The sequence below is a fragment of the Achromobacter sp. NPDC008082 genome (assembly GCF_042957345.1).
Taxonomy (GTDB): Bacteria; Pseudomonadota; Gammaproteobacteria; order Burkholderiales; family Burkholderiaceae_B; genus Achromobacter; species Achromobacter kerstersii_A.
Map to the genome: position 1 here is coordinate 304,038 of NZ_JBIBIB010000004.1, position 18,353 is coordinate 322,390.

General features: G+C 65.6%; 14 protein-coding genes. 9 read left to right on the plus strand and 5 right to left on the minus strand.

The features are described 5' to 3' along the window. Nucleotides 1-14: 14 nt before the first annotated feature. Entirely contained in the window at nt 15-992 is a 978-nt protein-coding gene (locus tag ACFZAI_RS17615; protein ID WP_391568133.1) for a hypothetical protein, read from the minus strand. 257 nt (nt 993-1,249) lie between these two features. On the opposite strand from ACFZAI_RS17615, the gene ACFZAI_RS17620 reads away from it, so the two are divergent. After that, complete coding sequence (locus ACFZAI_RS17620) at nt 1,250-1,678, plus strand: DUF2501 domain-containing protein (RefSeq protein WP_391568135.1); 429 nt, start codon at nt 1,250-1,252, stop codon at nt 1,676-1,678. 194 nt (nt 1,679-1,872) lie between these two features. Next, nucleotides 1,873-2,649, plus strand: a complete 777-nt coding sequence (locus tag ACFZAI_RS17625) for a fused MFS/spermidine synthase (RefSeq protein WP_391568137.1) — start codon at nt 1,873-1,875, stop codon at nt 2,647-2,649. On the opposite strand, the gene ACFZAI_RS17630 is transcribed toward ACFZAI_RS17625, so the two are convergent. The 4 genes from ACFZAI_RS17630 to ACFZAI_RS17645 all read right to left on the minus strand — a co-directional run bounded on the left by ACFZAI_RS17630 (nt 2,642) and on the right by ACFZAI_RS17645 (nt 9,256). Beyond that, nucleotides 2,642-4,909, minus strand: a complete 2,268-nt coding sequence (locus tag ACFZAI_RS17630; protein WP_391568138.1) for an FdhF/YdeP family oxidoreductase — start codon at nt 4,907-4,909, stop codon at nt 2,642-2,644. The genes ACFZAI_RS17625 and ACFZAI_RS17630 overlap by 8 nt on opposite strands. 93 nt (nt 4,910-5,002) lie before the next feature. Further along, the gene (locus ACFZAI_RS17635) at nt 5,003-6,313 is read right to left on the minus strand and encodes a chloride channel protein (protein WP_391568139.1); all 1,311 of its coding nucleotides are present in this window, start codon (nt 6,311-6,313) and stop codon (nt 5,003-5,005) included. Nucleotides 6,314-6,474: 161 nt separating this feature from the next. Further along, complete coding sequence (locus ACFZAI_RS17640) at nt 6,475-7,917, minus strand: M81 family metallopeptidase (protein WP_391568140.1); 1,443 nt, start codon at nt 7,915-7,917, stop codon at nt 6,475-6,477. A gap of 31 nt (nt 7,918-7,948) precedes the next feature. Beyond that, a complete protein-coding gene (locus ACFZAI_RS17645) occupies nt 7,949-9,256 on the minus strand; it encodes a D-amino acid dehydrogenase (RefSeq protein ID WP_391568530.1) in 1,308 nt (435 codons plus the stop codon). 337 nt (nt 9,257-9,593) lie between these two features. Here ACFZAI_RS17645 and ACFZAI_RS17650 point away from each other — a divergent pair, with 337 nt between their 5' ends. The 7 genes from ACFZAI_RS17650 to ACFZAI_RS17680 are packed head-to-tail and all read left to right on the plus strand — an operon-like array spanning nt 9,594 to nt 18,073. Next, a complete protein-coding gene (locus ACFZAI_RS17650; RefSeq protein WP_391568141.1) occupies nt 9,594-11,033 on the plus strand; it encodes a M81 family metallopeptidase in 1,440 nt (479 codons plus the stop codon). Between the two features lie 57 nt (nt 11,034-11,090). After that, complete coding sequence (locus ACFZAI_RS17655) at nt 11,091-12,683, plus strand: ABC transporter substrate-binding protein (protein WP_391568142.1); 1,593 nt, start codon at nt 11,091-11,093, stop codon at nt 12,681-12,683. 36 nt (nt 12,684-12,719) lie between these two features. Beyond that, nucleotides 12,720-13,655, plus strand: coding sequence for an ABC transporter permease (locus ACFZAI_RS17660; protein ID WP_391568143.1), 936 nt, complete (start codon nt 12,720-12,722; stop codon nt 13,653-13,655). A 19-nt stretch (nt 13,656-13,674) separates the two neighbouring features. Further along, on the plus strand, nt 13,675-14,586 hold the full coding sequence (locus tag ACFZAI_RS17665; RefSeq protein WP_391568144.1) for an ABC transporter permease: 912 nt from the start codon (nt 13,675-13,677) through the stop codon (nt 14,584-14,586). A gap of 9 nt (nt 14,587-14,595) precedes the next feature. Continuing rightward, on the plus strand, nt 14,596-15,669 hold the full coding sequence (locus ACFZAI_RS17670; protein WP_391568145.1) for an ABC transporter ATP-binding protein: 1,074 nt from the start codon (nt 14,596-14,598) through the stop codon (nt 15,667-15,669). Then, nucleotides 15,666-16,673: an ABC transporter ATP-binding protein gene (locus ACFZAI_RS17675; RefSeq protein WP_391568146.1), complete on the plus strand. Its 1,008-nt coding sequence runs from the start codon at nt 15,666-15,668 to the stop codon at nt 16,671-16,673. Before ACFZAI_RS17670 ends, ACFZAI_RS17675 begins: the two co-directional genes overlap by 4 nt. Then, the gene (locus ACFZAI_RS17680; protein WP_391568147.1) at nt 16,658-18,073 is read left to right on the plus strand and encodes an amidase; all 1,416 of its coding nucleotides are present in this window, start codon (nt 16,658-16,660) and stop codon (nt 18,071-18,073) included. Before ACFZAI_RS17675 ends, ACFZAI_RS17680 begins: the two co-directional genes overlap by 16 nt. Nucleotides 18,074-18,353: the final 280 nt, after the last annotated feature.

The following is an 18,353-nucleotide window of genomic DNA, read 5'->3' on the forward strand; positions in this document are numbered from 1 at the left end:
TGCAGGCGTCCGTTCTATGCCCCTTTCGTTGCCTTCCTGTTTGGCGAGTTGCTAAGCGGCTTGTCCTCATTCGCCGGCGGTCCAATGCCGTCCGCATCGCGTGATCGTGCCGATTGCTCGGCTTGCGCCAGTTTGGCTTTCAGGTCCGCGACGCGATTGCCGTCGGCGTTCTTATCTTCACGCAACGCTTTTTCGGCGGTCGCCAGCAAGGCTTTCAACGCTTGCATCGCTTCATCGGCCAGGCGCGCATCGGCTTGACGCTGCCGGGCGTTGCGTTGGCGTTCGCCTGCGGGCGGGCTGGCGTCGATGCGTTCGTTGTTATCGCCGGACGGGGAGGCAGTTTCGGCGGCATCGGCGGCGGTGCCGTCGGCGGTGGGCGCGCTGCCTGCGTAAGCCGTCAAGGCGCGGGACGCTGCGGGTTGGGATACCGGGGCATTCGTTGCGGCCGCGGCGCTGGTGATGCCCGCCGTGGCCGCCGCGGGCATGGCCGCGCTTGGCGCCGCGGCCGCCGTATGCACCACGGGTGCGGTCATCGGACCCACGGATGCGCCGCCTCCCGACCCTTGCGATAGGGTTGCCGCCGCTTGGGCCAGCTGTCCGGCCAGTTGGCGCAGTTCCTGGATGATGCCCTTGGCCGCTTCCGGCCCCATCATCGCGAGCAATATTTTCAGCATCTTGATGCGCTGCTTGATTTCGGCGATGCGCCCGCGCGCCATGTCACTGCCCGAGGGGCCTGTGGCCGCTGATTGGCCAGCGTCGGCCTGTTGGGTTTGTCTGGCTTGTCGGGCTTGTCTGCCTTGTGCAGCGCGTTCAAGCGCGTCGCCGCTGATCGATACGCGAACGGACGGGATGTCTGTCTTGGCCGTGTCGTCCTTTGCCTGCGCCGCGATGGCGTCTTCTTTCTTTGCTTTTTCTTTATTGGCCGCACGTGTGTCATTGGCCAGGGCAGCCGCGCCCCAGATGGAATCGCCAGTCCTTAGATAGGAATTCATATCGCCCGCCTTCAACGCGCCAGAGGCGCGAATAATTATGGTTTTCGTCGAGTCACGGGCGTGTGGGGCACGTGACGTGCAGGGGTATGCCTGGTTAACGGCAGTCGCAAAAAATACTTAACGTGTGTATGGGTTCGCCGGATATTGCCAAGGCGTGACGTTGCGAATTCAATTGCTACCGCAGCGGGGATTCGTGCGGCGGATCTCCTATAGTTTCCCGGACAGGTCCGCAGCGCGGGCCACTCCGGGAGCACATCATGCGCATCCAAGTCAGGCATTTCATCAGTGCAGCCGCACTGGTTGCAGCGCAATGCGTCACGGCAGGCGCCCATGCGCAACTGCTCGATTCCGTAAAGGGACAGATGGAGGGCCTGGGCGGCAGCACCTCGTCTCTGTCGTCGCTTAGCGCGGGCAGCGCCGGCAACGCGGCGGGCGTGTTGCAGTACTGCATCAAGAACAACTACCTGAGCGGCGGCGACGCGCAGGCCGTGAAAGACAAGTTGATGGACAAGCTGCCCGGCGGCGCCAGCAAGGCCGAATCCGACACGGGGTACACCTCTGGCGTGCAAGGCATCCTGAAAGGCAGCGATGGAAAATCGCTTGATCTGAGCGGCAGCGGCCTGAAGAAAGAGATCACTCGCCAAGCCTGCGACCAGGTGCTGAAGCAGGGCAAATCGTTCCTGTAGGCGGCCCGCGGGCGGGGGTGGCGTGCGGGTGGCGTACTGGCTGCGTGTCGGCTATAAGCGGGCTGCGAGTGAGCTGCGTACCGGCTGTGAGTGGGCTGTGATCGGGATGCGAACGGGCTGCGAACGTATGCGCAGCGGGTGACGCCTGCAAGACGGATGGTATCTTGTGCCTGTTTTCACCCATCGCCTTGCCCATGTCCGACTCTTCGCTTCCCGCCGACGCTCCGCAATCTGACGAGCCGGCGGCCATTCATCGGCCCTTTGTTCAGAATGCCGGCACGCGCCGCACGCTGCATTTCACGCAGAAGGAAATCCAGAGCAGCATGTCTGTGCTGAATCCGGACGCGCTGGAAATCGAATACACGCGGATGATGATGGGCTTCGTGCTGTTCAAGCCCGAACCCGCCCGCATTCTGATGGTGGGCCTGGGCGGCGGCTCATTGCCCAAGTTCTGCCATCGGTATCTGGCCAGCACGCAGATTGAAGTGGTCGAGATCGACCCCGCCGTCATCGCCCTGCGCGACACCTTCATGGTGCCGCGCGACAGCGAGCGCTTTCAAGTGATCCAGGCCGACGCGGCCGATCACATGCGCAACGTGTCGGACCACGCCGACGTGATCTTCCTGGACGGCTACGGCGTGGGCGGCATCCCCGACGCGCTGTGCTCCGAAGCGTTCTACGCCGACTGCCACCGCGCGCTGCGCGACGACGGCATCCTGGTGATCAACTTCCACGTCAACCACCCCATGCACCACGAGTACCTGGACCGCGTGCGCGAATCGTTCGGCTCCGCGATGTTCGAAGTGGTCGACGACGACATGACCAACAGCATCGTCTTCGCCTGCAAGGGCGACCTGCTGAACAACCCCGCCGCCGCAGAACTGAAACGCCCGGCATCCATCCCGAAAGACGCCTGGCGCCAGTTGATGCCGACGATGCGGGTGATTGGGGCGACGTTGGAGCTTAAGTAGCTTTCCGAATCACCACCGGAATCGACTTATAGCTGGGCGTGCCGCTTTGTTTGTCCTGGTAATCCAGCGGGCATAGATCATTGGCTTCCGGGTAGTACGCGCCGACGGACCCTGCGGCGATGTCGTACTCGATGGCGGTCAGGCGCAGGTGGCGGTGGGATTCGCCGGGCAGGCTGGTGTGGATGTCGACTTCGTCGCCCGGTTCCAGGCCGTGTTGCTTCAGGTCGGACGCATTCATGAACAGCACGTCGCGGCGGCCGAATACGCCGCGGTAGCGGTCGTCCAGGCCGTAGATGGTGGTGTTGTATTGGTCGTGGCTGCGCAGCGTGGTCAGCTTCAGGCTGCCGGGGGCGGTGGCGGCGACGTCTTCCTGCAAGCCTTTGAATGGCAGGAATTCGGCGCGCCCGGATGCGGTCTTCCAGATGCGTTCGGTGGGCGGCAATGACAAGCGGAAGCCGCCGGGCTTCAGGATGCGTTCGTTGTAGCCGTGAAAGTCCGGGTAGACCTTGGCGATCAGGTCGCGGATGCGGTTGTAGTCTTCAACCAGGTAATGCCAGGCGATACGGCTGTTGGGCAGTGTGGCGGCCGCGATGCCGGCGATGATGGCGGGTTCCGAGCGCAAGTGTGCGGACGCCGGCGCCAGCTTGCCGCGCGAGGCATGCACCATCGACATCGAATCTTCGACGGTGATGGACTGCGCGCCACTGGCCTGCACATCGCTTTCCGTGCGCCCCAGCACGGGCAGGATGATCGAGTCGCGGCCAATCAGCAGGTGCGAGCGGTTCAGCTTCGTGTTCATGTGCACCGCCAGTTCCAGGCGGCGCATGCCGGCTGCGCATTGGCTGGTGTCGGACAGCGCCATGGCCAGGTTGCCGCCCAGGCAGATCAGCGCCTTCGCGGAACCGTCGACCATCGCCTTCATGGCGTCCACGGCATCATGCCCGTGGCGCTCGGGCGGGCGAAAGCCAAAGGTCTTCTCGAAGTTGTCGAACATCACGGGGTCGATCTTTTCGGTGATGCCGACGGTGCGGTTGCCTTGCACATTTGAATGCCCGCGCAACGGGCAGATGCCGGCGCCGGGCTTGCCGAAGTTGCCGCGCATCAGCAGCAGCGCGGCAATCTGCTGCACGTTCTGCGTGCCGCGCGCGTGCTGGGTGATGCCCATGCCGTAGGTGACGATGGTGGCGTTGGACTTGGCGTAGGCGGCGGCGACGAGTTCCAGCTCGGCGCGCGTCAGGCCGCTGGCTTGTTCGATGTCGGACCAGGCGGTGTCGTCCAGGTCTTCTACATAGTCGTCAAAGCCGTTGGTGTGTTCGGCGATGAAGGCGTGGTCCAGGACGCCGGGCGTGGCGCGGTCTGCGTCCACCAGCGCTTTCATGATGCCCTTGAGCGCGGCGGCGTCGCCGCCGACCTTCACCTGGTAGTACGTGGAGGCGATGCGCGTTGAGCCCATGGTGCCCATTTCAATGGGGTTTTGGGGATCGGCGAAACGTTCCAGCGCACGTTCGCGCAAGGGGTTGAACACGATGATGGGCACGCCGCGGCGGGCGCATTCATGCAAGGTGCCCATCATGCGCGGGTGGTTGGTGCCAGGGTTGTGGCCCATCGAGATGATCAGGTCGCAGGTGTCGAAGTCGTCCAGCGACACCGTGCCTTTGCCGATGCCGATGGCTTGCGGCAGGCCGACGCTGGTGGCCTCGTGGCACATGTTCGAGCAATCGGGAAAGTTGTTGGTGCCGAGTTCGCGTGCGAAGGCGCTGAACAGAAACGCGGCTTCGTTCGAGGCGCGGCCCGAGGTATAGAACTCAACCGAATCGGGGTCAGGCAGGCTGGCCAGCGTGCGGCCGATGCGGGCAAAGGCGGCGTCCCATTCGATGGCTTGATACGTGTCGCTGGCGGCGTCGTAGACCATGGGATGCGTCAGGCGGCCGGCGTCTTCCAGATCGTGGTCGCTCCAGGTCAGCAGTTCGGTGACGGTGTGCGCGGCGAAGAAGTCGGGCGTGACGCGCTTCTTGGTGGCCTCCCACGTCACCGCCTTGGCGCCGTTTTCACAGAACTGGAAGGTGGACGTGTGCGCCTTGTCGGGCCAGGCGCAGCCGGGGCAATCGAAGCCGTCGGGCTTGTTGGTGCGTAGAAGCAAAACAGGCGCTTCGGCAATGCGCATCTGGTCCGCCACGGCTTGGGCGGTGGCTTTCAGCGCGCCCCAACCGCCTGCGGGGGCGTCGTAGCGTTGGATGCCGGTAAGGTTGCGTGACTTCATGAAAATCTCTGGTCGGGATGGGTGGCGTGCCGCGTCAGCGGGATAACGCCCATTTAATCGGGTTCAAGCGGGCTCAAGTGGATTCAGGCGGATTCAAGTGGATTCCGGCCGCGCAGCGGGGGTGGTGGCAGCGGCGCCACGGGCGGCTCGGGCCGCGAAAAAACGATGGGTCACCGCAGAGCCTGCCACAGCCAGGATCATCGGCACCAAAAAACCCTGATCCACGCGCGTGAATTCAAGAATCAGCACAATGGCCGTCAGTGGCATGCTCATGGACGACGCCAGAAACGCCGCCGCCCCAACGATGGCGTAGGCGCCAGGCGGCCCGTCAGGCCAGGCCAGGCTCCACAGCCCGCCCAGCACGACGGCCATCAAGGCGCCGATGGCGATGCCTGGCGTCAGCAGCCCGCCGGACGCCCCTGCGCGCAGCGAGCTCGCGGTGATGGCCACCTTGAACCCCAGCAAAATCGCCGCCATGCCGATCGTCAGTTCGCTGCTGAAGCCCAGTTGCGCCGGCCCTTTGCCGTTGCCCAGCAATGCAGGCAGAACCATCGCCAGCCCGCCGATCATCGTGAAATTCAACAAGGCCGTCACGGGCAACCGCCATCCGCGTGCGGCGTGGCGGCGGGCGGCGGTGGTCAGCCGCACAAAGCCATAGGCGGCGCAGCCAAACAGCGGCCCGGTCACGATCGACCAGACGATCAGGCTGGCGCTGACCGGCATGTCGGGAACAAGGTACTGGATGTCGTTGCCCAAGCCCGCCCACGCCACCACGGCGCCGATGCAGCAGGTCACTAACGCCAACATGGCGGCGGGCCATGCGAAGGTGCCCAACAACACTTCCAGCACGAAAAGCGCTGCGCCCAGCGGCACGTTGTAGACCGCAGCCAGCCCCGCGCCCGCGCCACAGGCGACGATCATCCGGTGTTGTTCGGGCGGCAGCCGCAGCCACGCGGCCAGCCGGCTGGCGGCCAGCGCGCCCACTTCTCGCGGAGCGACTTCGCGGCCCAACGGTGAACCCAGCGCCACGGTGATGATTTGCAGCGTGGCGTGCGCCAGGGTCGTCATGGCCGGCATGCGCAAGGCGGAGTCTTGCACGGCCTGCGTCACGCTCACCAGCGGCCGTCCGTAGCGGTAGATCAGCCACCATCCGCCGCCCGCAACTACACCGCACAACATCAAGACCCCCAAGCGCCGCTCGCTGCTCGCGGCCTCGACGCCTTCCAGAAAGGTTTCGCGGCTGATGATGTGGCTCAGGCTGTAGCCATAGGCCACGTGCTGCACCGCGTGCAACAGCATGCCGAGCAGCATGCCGCCCAGGCCGGCAAGCAGCCCGGTCAGCAGCGCCGCGGCGATAAGACGGGAGTGGAACCGGGGCGGATCGGTGGCTGGGGCTTCAGTCATTTCAGGATGGCTCCTGTCCGGGGCGGGCGAATTCGCCCGGGAACGGTTCATGATGAAGCACTGTATGCCAACTGGCGTCAACGAATTGTGAACACGTGACGCTGTTAATACCAATGGATGACGCGCTTATGCCAAAACAAACGCGCACCGCCAGGCGCGCCCTAGGCGATGGGCCACTTCGGCAGGCGGATCTTGCGGTACGGCAGGCTGCGCCAGTCCGGGCTGGCGGAACCCGGCGCGGCCACATACACCACGGCGCGCGCCAGGGGCGCATAGCGGGCGTAGAAGTGATGCGCCGATTTCACGACGATGATCCGTTGCGCGGCAAGGTCGCATCCCAGCTGGGTGAAAAGGTCTGTGTGATAGGCCTGCGTGCGCAACGACACCAGTGCAATCAGGATGCCGTCCGCGTCGACCAGCGCGCAATCACCCAACGCGATCTGCGTATTGGAGTTGCCAGTCATCATCATGTTGGCGTGCGTGGCCACCACGCGGCAGCGCGCATCGACGGGCGCGCCTGACAGCGGGCCGACCTTGCCGCCAATGCGTAGATCCAGTTCAGCCCCCACGCCGGCATCGAACGCGATGCGCGCGGCAACCGGGTCCCACATCGGCCCCAACGCCGCGTTGCGGATGCCGCGTTCTCGCATGCGCGCCAGCAGATAGGTGGAGTCGCCGGCGGCGCCGCTGCCGGGGTTATCGGAACGGTCGGCCAGCACAATCGGCCCGCTATCGAACGCCAGCGCTTCGTCCAGCGCTTCATCCACGCTGCGGTACGGCACCATCAGTTGTTCACGCATGCCGATCAGCGCATCGGCGAGCGTGCGGGCAAGCGCTTGCGCCGAGGCCGCATCACCGTCCGCATAGACCAGCACCTTCGTACCCATCTCTGGCACGTCGCCCGTGGCGAAACCCTGCGCCACCGAGATGGACAGGATGCCGTCGCGGCCTTCCAGCGCCTTGATGCGGCTGACGAAACTGCGCGCCGGATCGCGCGTGGTGTGCATGGGCACGACCATGTCGCAATCGACCAGCGCAGCAACCGGCTGCTGCTGGCGCAGATACGCCGCGTGGCACAAGTCCACCAGTTCACCGGCGCGTTCGTAAACGTCGATATGCGGATACTCCTTGAACAGGACCAGCACCGTCGCCTGCTCCACCATCAGCGGCGTCAGGTGCGCGTGCGGGTCGAGCTCGGCGCCCACGATAACGTCTGGCCCAACCATCGCACGCACGCGTTGCAGGATGTCGCCTTCGCAGTCGTCATAACCATCGGCCACCATCGCGCCATGCAGGCCCAGCAGCACCATGTCTACGGGCAGCGCGGCGCGCAAGTCGGCAAGCAGCTCGTCGCGCAGCGTTTCATAGGCGGCGCGTGTGGTGGTGCCACCGGGCTGCGCAGACGCGACCAACCCTTCGACAACCGTCCAGCCGCACGCCTGCGCACGTTCGCGCGCAACCCACAGGGGGCCGCCGTAGAACGTCATGTGATCGGGGTGCGTGCCGGCAGGCAGATACTCGCGCGACGTAAAGGCGGCCAAGCCTGTTGGCAATGGCGAAAAGGTGTTGGTTTCAGTGGCGAGTGCGCCGGTGAAGATACGCATGAGACGGCTCCAAGGCGCGCGCGGCGCCCGTTCAGGGTTGAAACGGCGCAGCGTCGATAGGCAAGGCGCCGCCGCTCATTTGCGCGGTCAGCAAGGCCGCGCTGCCGCAGGCCAGCGTAAAGCCCAACGCGCCTTGGCCGATGTTCAGCCACAGGTTGCTGGCGGCGCGGCTCTTGCCGATAAGCGGCTTGCTGGTGGGCGTGGCGGGGCGCACGCCCGCCCACGCCAGCGCGCGCGTCAGGTCCAGCCGGGGAAACGCTTCACCGACCTGCCGCCGCAACGTCGCCAGCCGCGACGCGTCAACGTCCGCGTGCTTGGCGCCGATGTCGACCATGGCTGCGATGCGCAGCACGTTGCCCAGGCGCGCGTAAACGATGCGCCGTTCGTAGTCGGTGACGCTGATGGCGGGGATATCGGCGGTGTCGGCGGTGATTGGCACGCTCAGGCTGTAGCCCTTGAGCGGGTAGAGCGGCACGCGTTGACCCAACGCCGCCAGCAGCGGCCGGCTGCCGATGCCGGAGGCCACAACGAACGCATCCGCCTGCACGTCGCCCGCCTGAGTCTGCGCGGCGACGATCTGGCCGCGCTCGCGCCGCAAGCCTTGCACGCGGGTGTTCATGTGGACGCTGACGTTCCCCGCGCTGTGCAAGCGCTGGAACAACGCAGCGGTAAAGCGATGGCAGTCGGCCGTCTCTTCGCTGGGGGTGTAGACGGCGCCCGCAATACGCGCGCCCATGCCGGCAAGCGCGGGCTCCGCCGCCAGCGTCTCGTCACGCGAGAGCACGCGCTGGTCCGTGCCGTGTTCGGCCTGGTAGCGCACGAGTGCCGCGGCCTTTTCCAGCTGCGCCGCATCGCGGTACACGATGAGCTTGCCGGTTCGGGACAAGCCGAAATCCATGGGCTCATCCGCCAGCAAGGCGTGCAGCGTGTCGCGGCTGAGATAAGACAGCGACAGCAATTCCGCCGTGGACGCGCGCGACACCGACGCGCGGCACGCCCGCAGAAATCCCGCCAGCCAGAACCATTGCGACGGGTCGAAGCGATAGCGCAATCGCAGCGGCGAATCGCGCCGGAACAACCAGCCGGGCATGTCCGCCAACGCGCCCGGGCCGGCAAGCGGCGCCACATAGCTATAGCTGAGCTGCCCGCCGTTGGCGAAGCTGCTGCCCAGCGCGGGCTCCGCGCGTTCGTCCACCAGCGTGACCTCGTGACCCGCCCGCGATAACAGGTGCGCCGTCGTAACGCCGACCACGCCCGCCCCAATTACGCATACCCGCATGACTCGCCTCGTAGGTTCAGGTAGGGCACGATTCTGATCCGCCTGTGTGTGGCTGAGCAAATTCCAAAACACGCGCTATCCATAACCTTGCGATATGTATGTGGCGACGCGTTGCCGCCCTATCGTTTTCCCTAGCGCCTGCACGTCTTGGAGCCATTTCCCCCGCTTTTTTCCCGAAAAACGCGCACACCATAACCTTGGGTTATCCATAGCCGCACGTTAGCTATTTGTGCCGCGGGTGCCGGCCCGCCGATGATCCGCATACGGAACGCAGCGCCACCTTGTTGAACAGGCAGGCGATGACGGATAACCGGCCTATACAAGGGGAAATGATGACGTCTTACCGGATCGCCGCGCGTGCCGCGGCGCTTGCGCCAGCCTGTCCGGGAGCGCAGCCATGAAGGTCTTCAGCGCCGGTCTTGGCACCGAGACCAACACCTTCGCGCCCATGCCCACCAGTCTTGCCGCCTTTCAAGAGCGCGACTACTACCCGGCAGGCACGCATCCCGATTCCGTCACCTTCGCGGGCGCGCCGCTCTATGTGGCGCGTTTGCAGGGCCGCGAGGCCGGCTGGACGCTGGTGGAAGGACTGGTCGCGTCGGCGCAGCCGGGCGGCAACACGACGCGCGCCGCCTACGAAACCTTGCGCGACCAAATCTTGTCGGACCTGCGCGTCGCACTGCCCGTGGACATGGTGCTGCTGGGCCTGCACGGCGCGATGGTGGCCGATGGCTACGACGACTGCGAAGGCGACATCCTGCGCCGTGTGCGCGAGCTGGTGGGCCCGGACGTCGTCGTGGGCGCCGAGCTGGACCCGCACGCGCACCTGACGCCGCTGATGGTGGAACAGGCGACGGTGCTGGTGCTGTTCAAGGAATATCCGCACACCGACATCCGCGAACGCGCGGAAGACCTGCTGGCCTTGTGCCTGGACGCGCACGCCCGCCGCACGCGGCCTGTGGCGGCGCTGGTCGACTGCCAGATGATCGTGCCCATGCACACCACGCGCGAACCGGCGCGTGGTTTTGTCAGCCGCATCAAGGCGCTGGAAGGCCGCGACGGCATTCTGTCGATCTCGGCCGCGCAAGGCTTTGCCACCGGTGACGTGCCAGAGATGGGCACGAAAGTGCTGGTCTATGCGGACGGCGACTCGGCCGCGGCGCAGGCGCTTGCGCGCACGCTCGCCGACGAACTGATCGGCATGCGTGAACAACTGATGGTGCCGTACCGCAGCGTGGATGAAGCGCTGGACGAAGCGCTGGCGTTTGATGGCGGCCCGGTGGTGTTGGCCGACCGGCCCGATAACCCGGGCAGCGGCGCGCCGGGCGACGCCACCTTCGTGTTACGCCGCCTGCTTGAGCGCGGCATCACGAATGCGGCGTTGGGGCCCATGTGGGACCCGGTCGCCGCGCGCATCGCGTTTGATGCGGGCGTGGGGGCTGAACTGGATCTGCGTATCGGCGGCAAGGTCGGCCCGCTATCGGGCGACCCCGTCGACCTGCGTTGCACGGTGCTGGCCGTGCAGGCCGAAATGGTGATGACGGGCCTGTCTGGCGCGCCCGCGCCGATGGGCGACTGCGTGCTCGTTCAAGCGCAGGGCATCCAGATCGTGCTGACCTCCGTGCGTAACCAGGCCATCAATATTGATCTGTTCACGCAGCTGGGATGCGATCTGGCGGCCAAGAAGATCATCGTGGTCAAGTCCGCGCAGCACTTTCACGCGTCGTTTTCGCACGTGGCGCGCCACATCATTTATGTGGGCGGCAAAGGCGTGGCGACGCCGGATTGGAAGACGCTGACGTATCGCAACATCCGGCTGCCGAAGTGGCCGCTTTAAGATCTGGCCGGCGCGAAGCCGCCGGCGTATCCACCAATTTGATGGGAGCCTAGTGCGATGAAAAACCGCCTGCTTTGCCTGTTTTCGACGACGACGCTGGCGCTGGCCTGCACCCTGGGCGCCGCGACTGCGCACGCGCAAGCCAGCACGCCGCCCAAGACGTTGCGTATCGTGCCGCACGCCGACCTGAAGGTGCTGGACCCGACCTTCACCACCGCCTACATCACGCGCAACTTCGGCTACATGGTCTACGACACGCTGTTCGCGATGGATACGCACAGCAAGCCGCAGCCGCAGATGGTTGAGAAGTACGAGGCCAGCGACGACAAGAAGACGTGGACGTTCACGCTTCTGCCCGGCTTGAAATTCAGCGACGGCCAGCCGCTGACGACGGCGGATGTCATCGCGTCGCTGGAACGCTGGTCGGCCCGCGACAACATCGGGCAGGCCATCACGCGCGCCGGCGGCAAATGGGAAGCGCTGGACGACACGCGTTTCAAGCTGACGCTTACGCAGCCCTTCGATATGGTGCTGGACGGCTTGGCGAAGGTGTCGAGCTACCCCGCGTTCATCCTGCCCAAGCGCCTGGCGTCGCAGCCGGCGACCCGCCCGTTGACCGAAGTGGTGGGCTCTGGTCCTTACGTGTTCAAGCGCGATGAATGGGTGCCGGGCAGCAAGATCGTGTTCGAAAAGAACCCGCACTACATCGGCCCCAAAGCGCCCGCAGACGGACTTTCGGGCGACAAGACCCCGCACATTGGCCGCGTGGAATGGCGCGTGCTGCCCGACTCCAACAGCGCCACGGCCGCACTGACCAATGGCGAAGTCGACATGATCGAGCAGGCGCCCGCCGACTACATCGACGCGTTGCGCGCCAACAAGAACGTCAAGATTGGCGTGCTGGAACGCGCGCAGGGCTACATCATCCTGAACCAATCCATGCCGCCCTTTGACAACCCGAAGGCGCGCCAGGCCATTGCGCATCTGGTGGATCAAGACAAGTTCACCGCCGCCATGGGCTACCCGGACGACCTGCGCATGAAGTACTGCGCCACGGTCTTCATCTGCGGCGGCCCCAACGACACCACGGCCGGCTCGGCGCCTTACGCCAAGCCCGACCCGGCGCTGGCCAAGAAGCTGCTGGCCGAAGCGGGCTACAAGGGCGAGAAGCTGGCGATTCTGCTGCCGACCGATCTGGCCTATCTGAACTCCGCCACGCTGGTCGCCATTCAGGCCTTGCAGGATATCGGCGTCAACCTGGACATCCAATCGATGGACTGGGCCACGCTGACCGCGCGCCGCGCACGCAAGGAAACGCTGGACAAGGGCGGCTGGAACATCTTCCTGTCGGCGGCCTCCGAGTTCAACGTGGACTCGCCCATCAGCAACACCTATCTGGGCGCCGTGTGCGGCAACAGCCTGCCGGGCTGGCCGTGCGACAAGAAGCTGGATGAGCTGCGCGAACAGTGGATTGCCGCCACCAGTTCGGACGAGCGCAAACGCGTGCTGGATCAGTTCCAGGAGCGCGCCTACGAAGTCTTTCCCGCTATTTCAATCGGCCAGTATTCGCGCGCTTTCGCCGCGCATAACAGCCTGAAAAACGCGGACAAGATCTGGAGCTTGCCGAACCTTTGGGTGCTGGACAAGTAGTCCGAATTCCGCCTGTTATCGATACGCGAGACAACTATGGGTTACATCATTCGGCGCGTGCTGGCCATCGTGCCAGTCATGGCGGTGGTGGCAGTGATCGTGTTCCTGCTCATCCACCTGTCGCCCGGCGACCCGGCGGCGTTGATTGCCGGCGACTTCGCCACGGCCGAGGACATCGCCAAGCTGCATACGGCGCTGGGCCTGGACGAGCCGCTGTGGCGCCAGTTTGGCCTGTGGGCCGCCAAGCTGATGCAGGGCGATCTTGGCACCTCCATCTTCACGCAGGTGCCGGTGACGCAGCTGTTGTCGCAGCGGGTGGAACCCACGTTGTCGATTGCCGCGATCACGATGCTGGTGTCGATTCTGGTGGCGGTGCCGCTGGGCGTGCTGGCGGCGTACCGCGCCGGCACCTGGATCGATCGCCTGGTCATGCTGTTTGCCGTGCTGGCGTTTTCATTGCCGGTGTTTCTGGTGGGCTATCTGCTGATCTACGGCTTTGCCGTCAAGCTGCAATGGCTGCCGGTGCAGGGCTATGTCAGCCTGTCTCAAGGCCTCGGGCCGTGGCTGCGCAACCTGACCTTGCCCTGCATCAATCTGGCGCTGGTCTACATCGCGCTCATCACGCGCATGACGCGGGCAACGGTTGTCGAAGTGCTGCACGAAGACTACATCCGCACGGCGCGTGCCAAGGGCCTGGCGGTGCTGCCGGTGCTGGAGCACGCGCTGCGCAATGCCGCCATTCCCATCGCGACGACGGTGGGGGTGGGCATCGCGTTGTTGATCGGCGGCGTGGTCGTCACCGAAACGGTATTCGCCATTCCCGGTATAGGCCGGCTGGTGATCGACGCCGTTCAGCATCATGACTACCCCGTGATCCAGAGCGTGTTGCTGATCTCGGCCGGCGCGTACGTGCTGATCAATCTGTTGATCGACCTCAGCTACCGGCTGTTCGATCCGCGTATTCGCTATTGACCCGTCGCGGGAGCTCTCCATGTCAGACCCATCCCTTTCCAACGCGGCGGCCCCCGCGCCCGCCGCGCCCATCCTGCTGCACGAAGCCTTGACGGCGGGCGGCCGGCGCTGGCGCTGGGTGCGCAAGCATCCCACGCTGATCATTGGCTTATTGCTGTTGCTGATCGTGGCCGGCCTGTCGATTGCCGCGCCATGGATCGCCACGCATAACCCCATCACGATCAACCCCTTGCAACGCCTGAAGCCGCCGTCCGCGCAGCACTATTTCGGCACTGACGCGATGGGCCGCGATGTATTCAGCCGCGTCGTGTGGGGCGGGCGCGTGTCGCTCGTCGTGGCGATTGTGGTTGCGCTGGTGGCCACGCTGCTGGGCGTGGTGCTGGGGCTGCTGGCCGGCTTTGTGCGCTGGGCGGACGCCATCATCATGCGCATCATGGACGGCATGATGGCCATTCCCGACATCCTGCTGGCCATTGCGTTGATGGCGGTGATACGCGCCAGCCTCACAACGGTGATCATCGCTATTGCGATTCCGCAGGTGCCGCGCGTGGTGCGGCTGGTGCGTTCGCTGGCGCTGACGCTGCGCGAACAGCTGTATGTGGAAGCGGCGCACGCCATTGGCACGCGCTTGCCGGTGATCCTGCGCCGGCACGTGTTGCCCAACATGGTGACGCCGCTGGTGGTGCAGGCTACGTTCATCGCGGCCACCGCCGTGCTGACCGAAGCGGTCTTGTCGTTCCTGGGCGTCGGCGTGCCGGCGCAGGTGCCCAGCTGGGGCAACATGATGGCCGACGCGCGCAACTATGTGGCCGTGGCGTTCTACACCATTCTGTACCCGGGCATTCTGCTGGCCATTACCGTGCTGGCGATCAACCTGATGGGCGACGGCCTGCGCGATGCGCTGGACCCGCGCCTGACCAACCAACGCTAGGAGGACGCCATGGCCCTATCCCCCGCCACCGCCGTCGCCCCTGGCGACGTGCTGCTTGAAGTTGATAACCTGCGCACGTACTTCGATACCGTCTCCGGCACCGTCCGCTCGGTTGATGGCGTGTCGTATCAAGTGCAGGCCGGCCGCACGCTGGGCGTGGTCGGCGAGTCCGGCTGCGGCAAGAGCGTGACGGCGCTGTCGATTCTGCGTCTGGTGCCGACGCCGCCAGGGCGGTTCGCCGGCGGACAAATCCGCTATCGCGGCACCGACCTGCTCAGCCTCACGGAAAAGCAGATGCGGCAGATTCGCGGCAACCGCATCTCGATGATCTTCCAGGAACCGATGACGTCGCTGAACCCGGTGCTGACCGTGGGGCGGCAGATTGCCGAAACGGTGATGGTGCACCAGAAGCTGGGCCGCCGCGACGCGTACCGGCGCGCCGAAGAGATGCTGCGCCTGGTGCAGATCGCCGAGCCGGAACGCCGCGTGCACGAGTACCCGTATCAGTTGTCGGGCGGCATGCGGCAGCGCGTGATGATTGCGCTGGCGCTGGCCTGCAACCCCGAAGTGCTGATTGCGGATGAACCCACGACCGCGCTGGATGTCACCATCCAGGCGCAGATCATCGACCTGTTGCGTAACTTGCAGAAGACGTTGGGCATGGGCATCGTACTGATCACGCACGACCTGGGCGTGGTGGCGGAATGCTGCGACCGGGTGGCGGTGATGTACGCGGGGCGCAAGGTGGAAGAAGCGTCCGTGACGGAACTGTTTGATAATCCTTTGCACCCGTACACGCGCGCGCTGATGGGGTCGATGCCATCCATGAACGCGTCCACGCAGCGTCTGGCGGAGATTCCCGGCATGGTGCCCGCGCCCAGCGAGTTGGGCAAAGGCTGTAGCTTCGCGCCGCGCTGCACGTATGCCACCGAGCGCTGCCGGGTCGAAGCCCCCGCGCTGTCTTCCCAGGGTGCGGATCATGTGGTGGCTTGCCATGAGGTCGCCCGCGTGGCGGCGCAGCCCGCCCTGCAAGCCCTGTCATCCCCTGCCCACCCTGCCGCCTTGAATGGAGTGCAAGCATGAGCGCCCTGACGCAACAACCGGCGCCGGCCTCGCCTTTGCTCGAAGTCCGCGATCTGAAAATGCACTACCCCGGCGCGGGCGGCTGGCTCAAGCCGCGCCGCAAGGTCATCCAGGCGGTGGATGGCGTGTCGTTCAATGTGGCGCGCGGCGAAACGCTGGCGCTGGTCGGTGAATCCGGCTGCGGCAAGACGACCACCGGCAAATCCGTGCTGCGGCTGATCCAGCCGACTTCCGGCTCGGTCAAGCTGGAAGGCGAAGAAATCCTGGCGCTGACGCCGGAGCAGATGCGCAACCGGCGGCGCGACATGCAGATCATTTTCCAGGACCCCTACGCGTCGTTGAACCCGCGCATGACCGCGGGCGACATCGTGGGCGAGCCGCTGCGCAACTACCCGATGTCTGGCGGGCGTGCGCGCGTGGACGAGCTAGCCTGGCTGTTTGGCAAGGTCGGGCTGCGTCCGGAAGCCATGAAAAAGTTTCCGCACGAATTTTCGGGCGGGCAACGGCAGCGCCTGGGCATTGCGCGGGCGCTGGCGCTGCGGCCCAAGCTGATCGTGTGCGATGAACCGGTATCCGCGCTGGATGTGTCGGTGCAGGCGCAGGTGATCAACCTGCTGATGGACCTTCAGCAAGAGATGGGCATCGCGTATCTGTTCGTGGCGCACGACCTGGCCGTGGTGCGCCACATCAGCCACCGCGTGGCCGTGATGTACCTGGGCCGCATCGTTGAGGTGGCTGACCGCGATACGCTGTTCTCGCAACCGCGGCATCCTTACACCGAAATCCTGCTGTCGGCGGTGCCGGTGCCCAACCCGCACAAGCCCGCGCAGCGCAAGCTGCTGCAAGGCGATCCCCCCAGCCCCGCGAACCCGCCCAGCGGTTGCCGCTTTCATACGCGCTGCCCGCTGGCGCAGCCCATCTGCCGCGAGACGCAGCCCCCGCTGACCGAACGGCCCGTTGCATCGGCCACGGGTCAGCAATGGGTCGCGTGCCATTTCCGATGAGCCGGCCAGGCTTGCTGGCGGGGCCATTGCCCGATGGCGACGCGGTGTTCGGGCAGCCGATCGCCGCGTTGCAGGCGGCGATGGCGGCCGGCAGCTTGAACGCGGCCGATCTGGTGCGCGCCTATCTTGCGCGCATCGCCGCCTATGACCAGCACGGGCCAGTGCTCAACGCCGTGCTGACGATCAATCCGCACGCCGCGGACGAAGCCGCATTGCGCGATGCAGAGCGGCGCGCGGGGCAGCTGCGTGGCCCGCTGCACGGCATTCCTGTTCTGATCAAAGACAACATCGATGTCGTGGGCATGCCCGCCACCGCAGGTTCGCGGGCCTTGGCGCAACGGCGGCCTGAGCACGATGCGGACGTCGTGCAGCGCCTGCGTCACGCAGGCGCGATCGTGCTGGGCAAGACCACGCTGCACGAGCTGGCTTGCGGCATCACCACTGTGTCGTCCTTGTCTGGCCGCACGCGCAACGCGTATGACGCCGCGCGCGTGCCGGGCGGGTCCAGCGGCGGCAGCGCGGTGGCGGTGGCGTCAAGCTTTGCGGCGGTGGCGGTGGGCAGCGACACCAGCGGCTCCATCCGCATTCCGGCCGCCTTCAATCAAGTGTGGGGCTTGCGACCCACGGCGGGCCGTTGCAGCACCGCAGGCGTGGTGCCGTTGTCGCCCACGCTGGATACGGTGGGGCCAATGGCGCGCTGCGTGGACGATCTGGCGGCGCTGTGGTCAGTGATGGCGGGGCCGGATGCGGGATCTCCAGTGAGGCCGTCGCGCGCCGACAGGCCCAGCGGGCCGTGGCGCATTGGAACGCTGGATGCGCTGTTTGGCGAGGCCGGGCAAGAGGGCGAGGTGTCCGATCAGGTTCGTGCCGCCTTGATGCGCATGCAGGCGAGCGATGCACTTGTTCAACCGGTGTCGATGGCGTTGGACGATGCGCGGCTGGTGGCCGCGAATGTCACCGGCTACGAGTTCCGCGATGCGCTTGCCGAATGTCTGCGCGATGCCGGGTTGCCGGTGCGCAGCCTGGACGACATCCTGGACGGCGCGTATCCGCACCCGGAAGTGATGGCGATCTTGCAAGAGCGCAATGCCGTGCGCGATCCGGACGGCCGCGCACGTCACGCCGCGCTGGACTGCGCGCACACGATTCGCGCGGACGTCTTGGCGGCGCTGGCATCGGGGCCGCTGGACATGTTGGCCTACCCCAGCGTACGCGGCGCGCCCGTGCGGTTGGGCGAGCCACAACGCGGCGGCAACGGTTTGCTGGCCGCCGTAACCGGCTTGCCGGCGTTGAGTGTGCCGATCGGGTTTACGCCTAGCGGCATTCCGGTCGGCTTGGAGCTGCTAGGCGCGGCGGGCAGCGAAGCAATGCTGATCCAAGCCGCGCGTGTCTTGGTTTAGGGTGCTGGCGCCGGAGATGCTGGCCTGTCTGCCGCGCATGCCGCCCAGGCCGCCCAGGCCGCCCAGGCCAGGAACGCGTGATCCTGGGCCGGGCGCGTTTCGCGCGGAACTGGCCGCCGCCCGTCATCCCGATAATCCGAATCCGATGATCGACGCGTTTGTGGCGATGATGCGGCATCACTGAATGATTATTGGGGCGGCAGGGCTTGGCGCTGATGCGCGATGTATTCCAGCGGCGTCCTAAAACATAAATAAAGGACATGTAACACCAGTATTTCAA

Excerpts from the sequence above, each read along its gene's own strand:
- ACFZAI_RS17615 (WP_391568133.1), bottom strand. The coding sequence starts at position 992 with ATGAATTCCTATCTAAGGACTGGCGATTCCATCTGGGGCGCGGCTGCC.
- ACFZAI_RS17620 (WP_391568135.1), top strand. The coding sequence starts at position 1,250 with ATGCGCATCCAAGTCAGGCATTTCATCAGTGCAGCCGCACTGGTTGCA.
- ACFZAI_RS17625 (WP_391568137.1), top strand. The coding sequence starts at position 1,873 with ATGTCCGACTCTTCGCTTCCCGCCGACGCTCCGCAATCTGACGAGCCG.
- ACFZAI_RS17630 (WP_391568138.1), bottom strand. The coding sequence starts at position 4,909 with ATGAAGTCACGCAACCTTACCGGCATCCAACGCTACGACGCCCCCGCA.
- ACFZAI_RS17635 (WP_391568139.1), bottom strand. The coding sequence starts at position 6,313 with ATGACTGAAGCCCCAGCCACCGATCCGCCCCGGTTCCACTCCCGTCTT.
- ACFZAI_RS17640 (WP_391568140.1), bottom strand. The coding sequence starts at position 7,917 with ATGCGTATCTTCACCGGCGCACTCGCCACTGAAACCAACACCTTTTCG.
- ACFZAI_RS17650 (WP_391568141.1), top strand. The coding sequence starts at position 9,594 with ATGAAGGTCTTCAGCGCCGGTCTTGGCACCGAGACCAACACCTTCGCG.
- ACFZAI_RS17655 (WP_391568142.1), top strand. The coding sequence starts at position 11,091 with ATGAAAAACCGCCTGCTTTGCCTGTTTTCGACGACGACGCTGGCGCTG.
- ACFZAI_RS17660 (WP_391568143.1), top strand. The coding sequence starts at position 12,720 with ATGGGTTACATCATTCGGCGCGTGCTGGCCATCGTGCCAGTCATGGCG.
- ACFZAI_RS17665 (WP_391568144.1), top strand. The coding sequence starts at position 13,675 with ATGTCAGACCCATCCCTTTCCAACGCGGCGGCCCCCGCGCCCGCCGCG.
- ACFZAI_RS17670 (WP_391568145.1), top strand. The coding sequence starts at position 14,596 with ATGGCCCTATCCCCCGCCACCGCCGTCGCCCCTGGCGACGTGCTGCTT.
- ACFZAI_RS17675 (WP_391568146.1), top strand. The coding sequence starts at position 15,666 with ATGAGCGCCCTGACGCAACAACCGGCGCCGGCCTCGCCTTTGCTCGAA.